The following is a 14,023-nucleotide window of genomic DNA, read 5'->3' as shown; positions in this document are numbered from 1 at the left end:
CCGGGCTCCGTATTTTGCGGGCTCGGCGGTGAAGGGCTGAGGTTCACACCACCCTGGCGGTCCTGAGACTGGCGATCTCTTCTGCATTGAAGCCGAACTCGCCCAGCACTTCCTCAGTCTGCTCGCCGAATTCCGGCGGCCGCGCCACCATCGCGCTTGGCGTGCGCGACAGCGTGACGGGCTGGCCGACCAGGCGGATGTGGCGGTTCTCTGCGTTCGGCACGTCCTGCGCGATGCCGAGATGCCTGACCTGCGCATCGTCGAACATCTGGTCGATCGCATAGATCGGCCCGCAGGGCACGCCGGCCTCGTTGAGTTCCCTGACCCAGGTCTCGGTCGATTTCGCGACCGTGCGCCTCTCGATCGCGGCGTTGAGCGCATCGCGGTTCTTCGAGCGCGCGGGCGCTGTCGCGTAGTCCGGATTGGCGAGAAGCTCGGGCGCGCCGATCGCCTGCGCGCAGCGCTCCCAGATCCGCCCGCCCGTGGTGGCGATATTGATGTAGCCGTCGGAGGTCTTGAATACGCCGGTCGGAATGCTGGTCGGATGATTGTTGCCGGCCTGTTTGGCGACGTCCTTCTCCACCAGCCAGCGCGCGGCCTGGAAGTCGAGCATGAAGATCTGCGCCTGCAACAGCGAGGTCTGCACCCACTGGCCCTCGCCGGAGACGTCGCGCTCGAGCAGCGCAGTGAGAATGCCGATGGCACAGAACAGCCCGGCCGTGAGATCGGCGACGGAAATGCCCGCTCGCATCGGACCGCCGCCCGGCGCCCCCGTGATCGACATCAGCGTCATAGCCGGCTGCCGCTGGTTAGGTGAGTTTGAGCCCGACGCGCGATCGGTCATAGCCGCGGTCGAGGATCGCCTGCCACCATGGACGGTTGTGGCAGAACCAGCGGACCGTCTTGGCAAGCCCGCTTTCGAAGTTTTCCAGCGCCTGCCAGCCGACTTCGCGTTCGATCTTGGTGGCATCGATGGCATAGCGTCGATCGTGCCCTGGGCGGTCGGCGACGAAAGAAATCAGATCGCGGTGCGGGCCGCGCTCGCTTGGCGCGACCTGGTCCAACAGATCGCAAATGCTCTCAACCACATGCAGATTGCTACGCTCGTTGCGACCGCCGACATTGTAGGTCTCTCCGATGCGGCCGTGCTCGATCACCAGTGTGAGCGCCCTGGCATGGTCCTCCACATAGAGCCAATCGCGGATGTTCTTGCCGTCGCCGTAAACCGGCAGCGTCTCGCCCGCCAATCCCCTGATGACCATGTGGGGGATCAGCTTCTCCGGGAAATGGTACGGACCGTAGTTGTTGGAGCAATTAGTGAGGATGGTCGGAAGCTCGTAGGTCTCCCGCCAGGCCCGTACGAGGTGGTCGGAGGCGGCCTTGCTGGCGGAGTAGGGCGAGTTCGGCGCGTAAGGCGTCGTCTCCGTGAACAGGCCTTCGCTGCCGAGTGAGCCGAACACTTCGTCCGTGGAGATATGAAGCAGCCGGAACCGGACCCGTCGCTCCGGCGATAGGCCGCGCCAATGACGCAGGCATTCCTGGAGCAGGGTGAAGGTGCCAACGATGTTGGTCTGGATGAACTCGGCCGGCCCGTCGATCGAGCGGTCGACATGGCTTTCGGCCGCCAGATGCATCACCAGGTCGGGCTGGTACTTGTCGAACAGCCTGCGCAGGCCGGGAGCCTCGCGGATGCACTGCCTCTCGAAGGCGTAACGCGCGTTGCTCGCAGCGCCCGGAAGCGAATCCAGGTTGGCGGCATAAGTCAGCTTGTCGATGTTCACGACGCGCGCAGCCGTGTCCGCCAACAGATGGCGGATCACGGCGGATCCGATGAACCCGGCACCGCCGGTGACCAAGATCGTCTGGTCCTCAAACCTCATCGATGTCCTTGAAGCGGGCCTGATCGGACTGCGCCTGGAAGGAATGATAGATCGACAGCAGATACTCGCCATAGCTGCTTTTGGCGCACTTTTGGGCCAGCTTCCCGAAGGCCTCGAGCGCGATGTAGCCGAGCCGCAGCGCGATCTCCTCGGGGCAGGCTATGCGTAGTCCCTGACGCTGTTCCAGGATCTGGACGAAATGGCTGGCTTCGACCAACGAAGCGTGGGTCCCGGTGTCGAGCCACGCGAAACCACGGCCGAGCATCTCCACGTGCAGATCGCCGCGCTCGAGATAGGCCCTGTTGATGTCTGTGATCTCGACCTCGCCACGCGGCGAGGGCATGATGCGCGCGGCGATATCGAGGACATCGTTGTCGTAGAAATACAAGCCCGTGACTGCGAGATTTGACCTCGGCTTCTCCGGCTTTTCCTGGAGCGACACCGCCTTGCCGTTCTCATCGAGCTCGACGACGCCGTATTGCTCCGGCGTGGTCACGGCATGGCCGAAGATCGTCGCGCCCTTCCTGCGCGCTCCGGCGCGTTGCAGTAGCTCATGCAGCCGGTTACCGTAGAAGATGTTGTCGCCAAGAACCAGGGCCACGGCATCCGTGCCCACGAAGTCGCGTCCGACGACGAAGGCGTCTGCGAGCCCGCGCGGGGCGTCCTGGTGCGCGTAGGAGAAGCGGACTCCGATCTCCGAGCCGTCGCCGAGCAGCCGCTCGAACAGCGGCTGGTCGGCGGGCGTGGTGATGATGAGGATGTCCCTGATCCGTGCCATCATGAGCACCGAGAGAGGATAGTAGATCATGGGCTTGTCGAAAACCGGCAGAAGCTGCTTCGAGACTACGGCCGTCACCGGATAAAGCCTTGAGCCCGTCCCGCCCGCTAGAATGATCCCCTTCATGAACGACCCTCGGATTTGCTGCGCTCCCTCAAGCGTCGCAGGGCGCCATCAGCCATGCCGTCGAGCGCACCGCTTCAGCCAACTGCCCACTGTCAGACCGGCAGCGACTATATCACCTTGCTCTTCCTGAGTTCTTCAATCTCATGCCCCGATAGGCCGAATTCCCGCAGCACCTCATCAGTCTGCTCCCCAAATTCCGGAGGGCGTGCGATCATCTTGCTCGGCGTGCGGGACAATGTGAAGGGCTGTCCCACCAGCTGGATCTCGCGGCCTTCCTCGTTCGGAACATCCTGGGCTAAGCCGAGATGCCTGACCTGCGCATCGTCGAACATCTGGTCGATCGCATAGATCGGCCCGCAGGGCACGCCGGCCTCGTTGAGCTCCCTGACCCAGGTCTCGGTCGATTTCGCCACCGTGCGCTTCTCAATCTCGGCGTTGAGCGCATCGCGGTTCTTCGAGCGCGCGGGCGCGGTCGAGTAGTCCGGATTGGCGACGAGCTCGGGCGCGCCGATTGCCTGCGCGCAGCGCTCCCAGATGCGCCCGCCGGTGGTGGCGATGTTGATGTAGCCGTCGGAGGTCTTGAATACGCCGGTCGGAATGCTGGTCGGATGATTGTTGCCGGCCTGTTTGGCGACTTCCTTCTCCACCAGCCAGCGCGCGGCCTGGAAGTCGAGCATGAAGATCTGCGCCTGCAACAGCGAGGTCTGCACCCACTGGCCCTCGCCGGAGACGTCGCGCTCGAGCAGCGCAGTGAGAATGCCGATGGCACAGAACAGCCCGGCCGTGAGATCGGCGACGGGAATACCCGCTCGCATCGGACCGCCGCCCGGCGCCCCTGTGATCGACATCAGCCCGCCCATGCCCTGCGCGATCTGATCGAAGCCCGGCCGCTTGTGATAGGGGCCGTCCTGGCCGAAGCCGGAGATGCTGCCATAGACCAGGCGCGGGTTGATCGCGCGCAAGCTCTCATAGTCGATGCCGAGCTTCTTCTTCACGTCGGGCCGGAAATTTTCGACCACGACGTCGGCCTTGGCGGCGAGACGCTTGAACACCTCGAGCCCCCTTGGGTCCTTTAGATTGAGCGTCATCGCCCGCTTGTTGCGGTGCAAATTCTGGAAGTCCGCCCCGTGACGGGGTCCACCCGGCTGCTCGCCGCTGACATCGTCGGTGAGGGCGTCGATCTTGATGACATTGGCGCCCCAGTCCGCGAGCTGTCGCACGCAAGTGGGACCGGACCGGACGCGGGTCAGATCGAGCACGGTAAAGCGCGACAGGGCCTGTGAGGCATGCGGGAAGGGCATTTGTGCGAGCTCCGGAGCGAATTGCGCGCCTACCATAGTGCCCAGCGATCAGGCGGCAAGCCTCGCTGGGCGCTGGTGTCGTCGGCGAAATCGTGGTGGCTGACGCGCGATGGGTTCAGCGCGACAGGCGCTTCAGATCGGCGCGAGCCTTCTCCGCGAGCGGGTCGTCGCCGTGGCGGGCAATGAACAGCTCCAGCGCCTCGGCCGTTCCCTTTCGGCGAGCAAGCTCGTACTCCTCGGCGACGGCAATGGAGGGATCGCGCGCGGGCGGCATGATTGCGGCGCGCCCGGGTTTTCCAGCTTCCTGCGCCTCGGCTTTGCTGACCATGACAGGCTGTCCCTTCAGGAGCAGGTGATCCGGGCTGGCGAGCGCGGCGAGGGCCACGAAAAGGCCGGCCGCAGGGCGGAACGGTTCCATGGGTTACCTCAAGATTGCCGCGGTGGTCACGTCCGACCCCGTGTAAACACAGCAAGACGGATTAACAAGTCGTTATCAGGGCGGCTTCGCACAACCTACCCAAATTAAACCAAACGTATAAAACGAGTCCCTAGAATTGGCGCGACACCCCGAATCAGGCGCGTGTCGGCGTTCCCGGGAGAGGATCATTGGCCACCGCGGTTACTATCGGCGCAACCGGCAACGTTGACATCGATGGGATGCTGTCCGGTTATGGATGGACCGGCACGATCACCTACAGCTTTCCCGATTCCTCGAGCGACTACCCGAGCCCTTACACCGGTGGGAATGGCGAGCCGACCACGTCGGGCTTCTCGCAGGCCCCGAGCCAGATGCAGGCTGCGATCAACTACGCGATCGGGCTGATCCAAAGCTACACCAACGCCACCATCCAGTATGCCGGGACCAACGGCGCGGATATCATGGTGGCGCAGTCGCCGGCCGCCAATCCGACCTCTTACGCCTACTATCCGAACAGCTATGCGTCCGGCGGCGACGTCTGGTTCGGAACCGCATACGATTATTCGCAGGCCTCGCTCGGCAACTATTATTTCGCGACCGCGCTGCACGAGCTCGGTCACGCTTTCGGCCTGAAGCACAGCCAGGAGACCGGCGGCCCCGCCAATGTCGCGGTGCCGAGCGCGCATGACGATTCCGAATACACCGTCATGAGCTACCGCAGCTATGTCGGTGGGCCGCTGACCGGCTACACCAACGAGTCCTATGGGTATCCGCAGACCTATATGGCGAACGATATCCTCGCGCTGCAAACGATGTACGGCGCGAACTACACGACCCACAACGAGAACACCGTCTACACCTGGAGCCCGACCACCGGACAGGAATTCATCAACGGCGTCGCGCAGCTTGCGCCGGGCGGCGGAGTCGGCGGTTCGGCCAACCGCATCTACGAGACGATCTGGGACGGTGGCGGCGTCGATACCTACGACCTGTCGAATTATACGACGAACCTGACCATCAATCTCAACCCCGGCGCATCGTCGGTGTTTTCGAGCACGCAATTGGCCTATCTCGGCAACGGCCACTATGCGGCAGGCAACGTCTACAACGCCTATCTCTACAACAACGACGCCCGGTCCAACATCGACAACGCAATCGGCGGCACCGGCAACGACACGATCATCGGCAACGCCATTGCCAACGTGCTGAATGGCGGTTCGGGCAACGACACCATCACCGGCGGCGGCGGCAACGACACGATCATCGGTGGTGCTGGGACGGATACGGCGGTGTATTCGGGCAACCGTGCCAACTATAGTGTCGCGTACAATTCGAGTACCCAGACGTTCACGATCACGGACTTGCGCTCCGGGACGCTTGACGGCACCGATAGCGTGACCGGCGTGGAGAACTTCCAGTTTGCCGACGGCACTGTTTCGAGCGCCACGCTGATCAGCCAGCTCACGCCGGTTGTCATCGAGGCGATCGGCACCACCAGCCTGGTGCAGACTGGCGGTAACTACGTGTTCAATCCGACGGCCGGCGGCACCGGACCGACTTTGAAATATCAGGGTGCGGCCGTCACCATCGGCCAGTTCGGCGGCTATGCGCCGATTGGCGCCGAGCAGACGTCGACTGGGTACGTGATCGCCTGGAAAATGGCTGGCGTCGACCAATATACGGTTTGGAGCACCGACGGCAGCGGCAACTATATCGCAAACGTCATCGGAGCGGTGTCGGCAACGAGCACGGCGCTGGAATCGCTTGAGCCGACGTTCCATCAGGACCTGAATGGTGACGGCGTCATCGGAATTCCGACCACGTCGGTGGTCGAGGCCTACGGCTCGACATCGCTCGTGAAGGCGGGTGCGTATTATCTCCTCAATCCTGTTGCTGGGGGCACGGGACCGTCGATCGATTACGGAGGCGCGCCTGTTTCGGTCGGGCAGTTCGGCAGTTACAGCCTGATCGGCGCGGAGCAGACCTCAAGCGGCTACCAGGTGGCCTGGAAATCGAGCTCGGCCGATCTGTACATCGTCTGGAATCTCGACAGCAACGGCCACTACGTCTCGCATGCACTCGCGGGCGCCACGGGAACGGGCGTATCGGGAAGCACGCAGGCTCTGGAAGCGTACGAAACGACCTTTCACCAGGACCTCAATGGAGACGGGACGATCGGCATTCCGGTCGTGTCAGGCACGACAATCGAGGCGGCCGGTTCGACTGCGCTCGTTCAGTCCGGAGCGAACTACTTCCTTAATCCGGTCGCAGGCGGGAGCGGGCCCGAGTTGAAGTACGGCGGCGCACCGGTGTCGGCAGGGCAATTCGGAAGTTACGCGTTGATCGGCGCGGAGCAGACCTCAGGCGGTTACCAGGTGGCCTGGAAATCGAGCACGGCTGATCTGTACATCATCTGGAACATCGACAGCAGCGGCAACTACGTCTCGCATGCTCTCGCCGGACCCACCGGAACAGGTGTGTCAGGAAGCAGTGCTGCGTTGGAGTCGTACGAAACGACGTTCCATCAAGATTTGAATGGCGACGGGACGATCGGCGTCCCCGCCGCGGCCGGCACGACGATCGAGAGCTATGGCTCAACGGCACTGGTGCAGGTGGGCTCCAACTACTTCCTCGATCCCGTTGCCGGTGGGACAGGACCGGAGATCAAATACGGCGGTTCGCCCGTATCGGCGGGGCAGTTCGGAAGCTATGTTTTGATCGGCGCGGAACAGACCTCAGGCGGCTACCAAGTCGCCTGGAAATCGAGCACGGCCGATCTGTACATCATCTGGAATCTCGACAGCAACGGCAACTATGTCTCGCACGCGTTGGCGGGTTCGACGGGCACCGGGGTATCGGGAAACAGTTCGGAGCTGCAAGCCTACGAAACGACGTTCCATCAGGATCTGAACGGCAACGGAGTCGTCGGCGCTCAAGCGGCGCCGCTGGCCTCAGCCGGCGCGGTCGCGGGAATCACGAACAACGATGGCTTCGTCTTCGCGGAGTCTGGCGCTGGCCCGCTGCCCTACACGCCTGAAAAGCCGGATACGATGCCCGCGCCCGCGTCATGGGCGTCCGAGGTCGTCGAGCATCTTCACGACGCAAGTGCGGTTCCGACGCTGGCCGACTATCTGGCGAGCCTTCATCTCGATCATCAGCTTCTCGTCTGACAACCGCGCGGGGGCGTGTGATCCCGGAAATCAGGTCCAGCGCGCCGCGCCAAATCCGTCCTTGCCGTAGGCGTTGCCGTTATAGAGCAGGAAATTACCCTGTGGCGTTTCCAGACGGCTGCCGTAGCAGACCATCTCGGAATCCCACCCCGAGGGAGCAACCTCGATCATCGGCGATCTGTCGCGTTGCCACGACAATCCGTCCGCCGAGGTCGCACTGTAGATGCGATAGGTCTCGCCAAGCCGGCGCGCCGAATAGATCATGCGGTAACCGCCATCGACCTTCATCACCACGGGCCGCGCAATCGCGTGTTCGTTCTCCAGATAGGGTAGGCAGAGCCGGTCGTTGACCTCCCAAATGATGCCGTCGTCGCTGACTGCATGCTTGATCGAGTAAAAGTGCGTCGGGGGTTCGCTTTCGGTTGCGCCCGGCACCCATTCGGTGCCGGAAATGTACCACATGCGTAAGCGCCCTCCTTCCACGATCACCCAAGGCGCGCCGGTCAAGAACGGATCGTAGTGATTGCGGCCGAGGACCGGTGCCTCCGACACCTTCTGGAAGGTCTTGCCGCCATCATGCGACTCCGCCGCACCGATGTAGAAGGTGAACGGCACCGCGCGCGCCAGCGTCCAGCCGGTGTAGTACATCAGGAGACGTCCCCGATGAGTCACGATGCTGCCCGGCATCGCGCCGCAATCGTCGAAGGCGCCGAGCCGGCCAAGCGTGAGCGAGGGGGCGGACGCAGCCTCCTTCACCACGAGAGCGGAGCCCGTCACCTCGACATCGGCCCACGCGCCCTGCGAGCGGTTTTTGTCGTCTCGCGCCGCAAAGTGCACGCGATAGCGGGCTGGCGAAAGCTGTTGGACGAACGGGTTCTGGCAGTGGGAGCGATGCCAGCTCGCGCCGGTCGGGCCATAGACCAATCCCAGTCGCTCGTAGTGCTCAGCCATAGTTGCTTCCTTGTTTGAGCATGATCTCTCCGGAAAACCGCTGCACACTTTTCCGGATCATGCCCTAGTGATGGTTCTTGAGCAGCTTGATGAAGCGCATGCTATCGATGCCGGCGGCCGGCGTCGCCTCGACGACGTGAACCGCGCGCTCCGCCGTGTCCTGCGTGATCAGCGCGTTGGCGCCGATGAACGACTGCCGGCCGACGCGGACGCTGTTGGAGATGTTGCAGTTGCTGCCGAGATAGGCGTACTCGCCGATCGTGACGTCGCCGTTGAGCACGACATGTGCGGCGAGAAAGGCATGATTGCCGATGCGGCTGCGGTCGCCGATCTGGCAGCCACTCCAGATCACGACGTTGTCGCCGATGACTGCGTCGAAATTCACCGACTGGTTCTCCAGGATGAAGCAGTTCTCGCCGATCTCGCAGTGCCCGACGAGCTTGTTTGACCCGTGCACATAGGAGATGAAGCGGTAGCCGAGCGACTTCAGCAGTTCGTACTTTTCGGCGCGCAACAGGTTCATGCGTCCCGATCCGAGCGGGACGAAGGCAAGGAATTCGCTCGGCGGGAAGCAGCCGACGGCTTCGTCGACTGCGAGCACCGGGCGTCCGTTGAATTCATTCGCCGTGAGGAATTCGCGATCGACGACATAGCCGGCGATTTCGTGCGGCGTGTCCCATTCGAAATAGCGGCGGGCGATGTCCGCGCCCTGGCCGGTTCCGAAGATCACGATGCGGCGCGGCCGCTCCTCGCCGGAGTACAATGGCATTGTCAGATGTCCAAATCAGATGTCCAGCTCAGACGTCCGAAGGTCAGCCGGCCTTTCGGCAGGCCACGATCCAGACATGCTCCTCGATACCCCAGAAATCATTCCGGCACGAGCCGATTTCCAGGCGGTCAAAGCGCGGCGACAGCGCGGCGGTGATCTGCGCCTCGTCGTCGAACTTTTTCAAAATGTAGCCGTTGCGCACCCCATAGGGGTCGTTGGCGATCTCCATGTGTCCGTCGCCGAGATCCTTGGCGCCGTGCAGCAGATAGGCCGTTGCGATCGGGAGCGAGCACACGAACGAACCGCCGGGTTTCAGGACTCGCGCGATCTCACGCAAATTGTCCTGAAACTGCGTCCCGGGATCCACATAGTAGCAGGCGTGGCAGGCAAGGACCGTGTCGAAATGTCCGTCGGGGTAGGGGATATCCGTGTTGCGTCCGACCTTGAGTTCGGCATCGACGCCAAGTGCCTTCATGCGCTTCTGCGTGAGATCGCAGATGTCCTGCGAAATCTCGATGCCGCAAACCTCCATGCCGAGATTTCGAAGCAGCGGGATGTTACGACCGTCGCCGCAACCGAGATCGAGCACGCGCTGACCGGGGTAGGTGGTTTTGTCGGTCTTGTGCCGCGGGTAGTTGCCAAGAAAGGCGCGCACCACGAACTCGACGGGATAGACGTAGTCGGGATTTCGCGCGCGATAGAATGCGTCGTACTTACCCTCGATATCGACCATGTCCGTTTCCTATCTGATGACCAGGTCGGACCAGCCGACGATCGTGCTTCCAAGCCCGCCGAGCTTGCGTTCGAAGTCGGCCTGGTTTGCCGGATTGACGCCCATCACGACACAGTCGTCGCGCGAAAGCGCGACGTCGGAGGGAGACGCGACGATCTTGTCCATGCAGCTGCCGCCACCTCCGTCCACCAGGCAATGGCTGACCGACTGCCAGTAGGTTTGGCAATAGCCGGCCAGTAGCCAGCTCCACATGCTTGCGCCGAAATTGAACACGCGATTGTAGCCGGCTGTTCGGAGGACCAATTCTGCGTCGATCGTCTGCCACCTTGCCATATATGCCGATCGCCGCTGGAACAGTTCCTCGTTGGACAGCGATACCTCAGGCAACTGCGCGCGCTGAGCCGTGCTGCCGGCTTTTGCGAGAACGACGAGTTGCTTGTCCAGCAGTGAGTTGTTCGGCGGATTTGCCTGCCAGTTGCAGACGCAAAGGCCAGCGGCTTCAGCGAGCGTCACGAGGTCGCGCGGCCGGAAAGAAAAATTGTGATCGCGCCACAACATCTCGTTGCTGGGATCGGTCGCGTCCGGCAGCACCATCGCGACGCGCCCGTTGGCGGAAAGGTTGGCCTCCAGATCACGAAAGAACTCCGCCAGCTCCGTGATGTGCTGGAGGACATTGTTCGCATAGATCAGGTCGTACGGGGCGGGTAGCGGGGCGCCGCCCCCGAAGCGGCCGCAAACCACGTCGAATCCCGCAGCTTGCGCCTTTTGCGCATTTGCCGTCGACGGCTCGACCCCAGAGATCCGTGCGGTCGGATAGACTTGCCGGGTTGTTTGCATCGACAGTCCGGCGCCGCAGCCCACATCGAGAATGGAGGAGGGCGCAAAGTCGGCGCCGAGCGCGGCCTTCATCCACTCACCCATTGCGATATACCGGTCGCGGTCGAATCGCTCGATGTTCGGCCTTTCGTAGTAGTTCTGATACTGCTCCTCGTAGAATTGCGTATGCCCGACGAAGCGCTGGCTGCTCTTCTGGAGCAACCCGCACGCCATGCACTGCTCGCGTTCCAACGGCTCCGGAACGATGATGCCGGCCGTCGTCAGGGATTGGCGGGGCGTCGGCACGGGCAGCGATCGCCAGCTAGTGCTCGAGCAAACTACGCACTTCATCTTGTGCCTCGAAATCTCTTTGTTCTGTCTGCGATTCAACTGCCGGAAGGCAGCCGTTGTCGAGCCGCGGCCTGAGTGCCGCCCTGATGCACGCGCCTCACGATCGTGTAAGGCCTGTTCTTCGTCTCGAGGAAGATCTTCGAGACATACAGGCCAATCACGCCGAGGCAGAGAACGATGACGCCGCCGGTAAACCAGATCGACGCGATCAGGGATGCCCATCCCGCCGCGGTATTGTAGATGAGCTTTCGCAGGATGACGAAGAGGCCGAATCCGAAAGAGGCGAACGACACTGCCATACCCAGGGCAACCATGAGATGCAGCGGAACGGTACTGAAGGACGTGATCGCGTTTACGAGGCTCGCAACGCGCATGAGCAACGAATAGGTTGTTTCCTTCCGGTGCTTCTTCGAGATCGCGGATCCGACCTGGCGAAATCCCGTGATGACCCAGAGCCCGCCGATCACCGTGTTGGTTTCGCGGTGCAGGAGCAGGGCGTCGACATATTCGCGGCGCATCAGCCGAACGGTGCAATGGTTGCGCGGGACATCGATCGACAGCAACCAGTTGATCAAGTGCCAGGCGAATGCGCCGCCCCGACTCTTGAGGGTGTTGCCTTCGCGTGTCTCCTCATATCCGAAGACGACGTCGCAATCAGTTGCGTTCATCTTGTCCATGAACGAACCGAGGAGCGCGGGGTCTTCTTCGAGATCGCTGTCGATCAGGAAGCATAGCTCTCCGCGCGCGTGGCTCAGGCCGGTCATCATCGCCTTGTGGTGACCGAAATTGCGCGACAGCTCGACGACGCGCAAATGCGGATCTTCAACGGCGATCATGCACGCGATCGCGAGTGAACTATCCGGCGAACCGTCGTCGACCATCACGATTTCGTAGTCGTCGGTGATGCGCCGCGCGGCTTCGCTCGCGCGACGGTGAAATTCGGCGACATAAGCGGCGGACTTGTAGAGCGTGGTGACGATCGAGAGTTTCATCGCTTATGCCATACCCTCGAGGAACGCGCGCGCAGCCTTGCGGTCGACCTTGCCGTTGGCATTGCGGGGCAACTCGTCAAGCTGCACGATCTTTGCGGGACACATATAGGCCGGCAACGTCTCGCGGCAACGCGCTGTGATCTCCTTCGACGGGATGACGCGGTCGGCGACGTAGGCCACCGCAATCTCGCTGCCGTCGGAGCCGTCGAGCACGACTGCGAGCGCTCGCCGGACGCCGGCGAGGCTCTGCACCGCGAGATCAATCTCCTCGAGCTCGATCCGGTGGCCGCGGATCTTGACCTGGTTGTCGACCCGGCCGTGGAACCAAAGCTGTCCCTGCTCGTCCTCGCGGACGCGGTCTCCAGAGCGGTAGAAGATCGATCGGTAATGATCCTGCCGCGGGTCCTGGCGAAACCGCGCCGCGGTCTCCTGCGGATTAGCGTAGTAGCCAAGGCCGACGCAGGGGCCACCTATCCACAACTCGCCGGGCTCGCCCCGCGACACGGGCTTCTGCTCGTCGTCGAGAATGGCGTGCGTGAAATCCGGATGCATGGCGCCGAGCGGAGGAAACTCGCTGTCGGGCGCAGTCAGGATGTCGGGCGTGATCTCGATGCTGGAGCAGATGCAGCTCGTCTCGGTCGGACCATAGACGTTGATGAGGCGCGCGCGACCTGCGAAGCGGGCGTGGAACTCGCGCAATTTTCCGATCGGGTAGCCTTCGCCACCGAACTGGAAGGTGCGCAGATCAGGCAGGGTTTGCGGCGTCAGCAGGCCGAGCTGGTCGAGGATCAGGAACAGCGTCGGCACCGCGAACATCACGCTCGCTTGCCCCGCGCGGATGATCTTCACCCAGCTCGCGGGATTGTTGACTTCTGAAGTCTCGACCGGTACCAGGGCTGCGCCGTTGAACAGGCCACAATAGACGTCGAACACCGAATTGTCGAAGTGCAGCGGGTTGATGCTGGTGAAGCGCTCGCGTGGCGAGGTGCGCAACATGTCCTTCGCCCAGGCGATCAGGCTGAGCACGCCCTGATGCGGGATCACGGCGCCTTTCGGCTCTCCGGTCGATCCGGAGGTGAACATCACATAGGACGGATCGGTCCCGGCGATCGGCGAAATGGTTGCCTCACGTACAGCTGTCGCGTCACCGAGCCAGCCTTCCTCATCGCCATCCGACAGCTTCAGCGTCGCACCGAACGGGTTGGCGGTGTCGGACGTGCTGAACAGCAGCTTTGGATGAAGCTGTGCGAGTATGCGCAGGCTACGCTCAGCCGGATTCTTCGGATCTATGAAAACGTAGGGGGCGCCGAGCTTCAGGCAGCTGAGCAGCAGCGCGTAGGTAATGCGACGCTTGGGGAGCTGAAGCGCTACCACGTCGCCCTTGGCGATCCCGCGTGCAGCCAACGCCGCAGCGCAGCGCTCGGCCAGCGATTTCAATTCGCCGAAGCTGCAGGCAGTCTCGCGCAGCACCAGCGCGGGCGCAGCCGGATCGACATCGGCGATTTCTGCGAAAGCGGTCCACAGATCCGTCATCAGAGACGTAGGCCTCCGTCGAGCTTCACGATGGTGCCGTTTGCGAAGGTGTTCGCGGCGAGAAATTCGACGGCATTGACGACATCATCGAACTGCCCGAGGCGGCCGACCGGCGTCTTCTGCACATAGCCTTTAAGACGCTCGTCGGCGACCGCTTCGCGCGTGGTCGCGACGTCGATGAACCCGAGCGCCAGAGCGTTGACGC

General features: G+C 62.6%; 12 protein-coding genes and 1 pseudogene. 1 reads left to right on the top strand and 12 read right to left on the bottom strand.

Going from position 1 to position 14,023, the window contains the following annotated elements:
* Positions 1-43: 43 nt before the first annotated feature.
* From Q2941_RS41580 to Q2941_RS41560, 5 genes and pseudogenes are all read right to left on the bottom strand, one after another.
* Positions 44-793, bottom strand: a pseudogene (locus Q2941_RS41580) (CaiB/BaiF CoA transferase family protein); the annotation flags it as partial.
* A gap of 16 nt (positions 794-809) precedes the next feature.
* Positions 810-1,880 carry a dTDP-glucose 4,6-dehydratase gene (gene rfbB, locus Q2941_RS41575; protein WP_458196143.1) on the bottom strand — a complete coding sequence of 357 codons (1,071 nt, stop codon included), beginning with the start codon at positions 1,878-1,880 and terminating at the stop codon, positions 810-812.
* On the bottom strand, positions 1,870-2,784 hold the full coding sequence (gene rfbA / locus Q2941_RS41570) for a glucose-1-phosphate thymidylyltransferase RfbA (protein WP_458196142.1): 915 nt from the start codon (positions 2,782-2,784) through the stop codon (positions 1,870-1,872). Before rfbA ends, rfbB begins: the two co-directional genes overlap by 11 nt.
* Positions 2,785-2,891: 107 nt before the next feature.
* A complete protein-coding gene (locus Q2941_RS41565; protein ID WP_458196141.1) occupies positions 2,892-4,085 on the bottom strand; it encodes a CaiB/BaiF CoA transferase family protein in 1,194 nt (397 codons plus the stop codon).
* A 115-nt stretch (positions 4,086-4,200) separates the two neighbouring features.
* Positions 4,201-4,503 carry a hypothetical protein gene (locus tag Q2941_RS41560; RefSeq protein WP_458196140.1) on the bottom strand — a complete coding sequence of 101 codons (303 nt, stop codon included), beginning with the start codon at positions 4,501-4,503 and terminating at the stop codon, positions 4,201-4,203.
* 188 nt (positions 4,504-4,691) lie between these two features.
* Here Q2941_RS41560 and Q2941_RS41555 point away from each other — a divergent pair, with 188 nt between their 5' ends.
* Positions 4,692-7,673, top strand: coding sequence for a M10 family metallopeptidase C-terminal domain-containing protein (locus Q2941_RS41555; RefSeq protein WP_458196139.1), 2,982 nt, complete (start codon positions 4,692-4,694; stop codon positions 7,671-7,673).
* Between the two features lie 30 nt (positions 7,674-7,703).
* Here the strand turns inward: Q2941_RS41555 and Q2941_RS41550 are convergent, their stop codons facing one another.
* The 7 genes from Q2941_RS41550 to Q2941_RS41520 all read right to left on the bottom strand — a co-directional run.
* Complete coding sequence (locus Q2941_RS41550) at positions 7,704-8,624, bottom strand: glycoside hydrolase family protein (RefSeq protein WP_458196138.1); 921 nt, start codon at positions 8,622-8,624, stop codon at positions 7,704-7,706.
* A gap of 64 nt (positions 8,625-8,688) precedes the next feature.
* Entirely contained in the window at positions 8,689-9,393 is a 705-nt protein-coding gene (locus Q2941_RS41545; protein ID WP_458196137.1) for an acetyltransferase, read from the bottom strand.
* A 43-nt stretch (positions 9,394-9,436) separates the two neighbouring features.
* Complete coding sequence (locus Q2941_RS41540) at positions 9,437-10,126, bottom strand: class I SAM-dependent methyltransferase (protein WP_458196136.1); 690 nt, start codon at positions 10,124-10,126, stop codon at positions 9,437-9,439.
* Positions 10,127-10,135: 9 nt separating this feature from the next.
* Positions 10,136-11,176: a class I SAM-dependent methyltransferase gene (locus Q2941_RS41535; protein ID WP_458196149.1), complete on the bottom strand. Its 1,041-nt coding sequence runs from the start codon at positions 11,174-11,176 to the stop codon at positions 10,136-10,138.
* 152 nt (positions 11,177-11,328) lie between these two features.
* On the bottom strand, positions 11,329-12,285 hold the full coding sequence (locus Q2941_RS41530; RefSeq protein ID WP_458196135.1) for a glycosyltransferase family 2 protein: 957 nt from the start codon (positions 12,283-12,285) through the stop codon (positions 11,329-11,331).
* A 3-nt stretch (positions 12,286-12,288) separates the two neighbouring features.
* The gene (locus tag Q2941_RS41525; RefSeq protein ID WP_458196134.1) at positions 12,289-13,818 is read right to left on the bottom strand and encodes an amino acid adenylation domain-containing protein; all 1,530 of its coding nucleotides are present in this window, start codon (positions 13,816-13,818) and stop codon (positions 12,289-12,291) included.
* On the bottom strand, positions 13,818-14,023 hold a 206-nt coding region (locus Q2941_RS41520), incomplete at its 5' end, for an SDR family oxidoreductase (protein WP_458196133.1). The genes Q2941_RS41520 and Q2941_RS41525, both read right to left, overlap by 1 nt.

Source organism: Bradyrhizobium sp. UFLA05-153, from assembly GCF_054185185.1.
The sequence above is the reverse complement of the archived record's forward strand: the minus strand, read 5'-3'. Positions and strand labels throughout refer to the sequence as shown.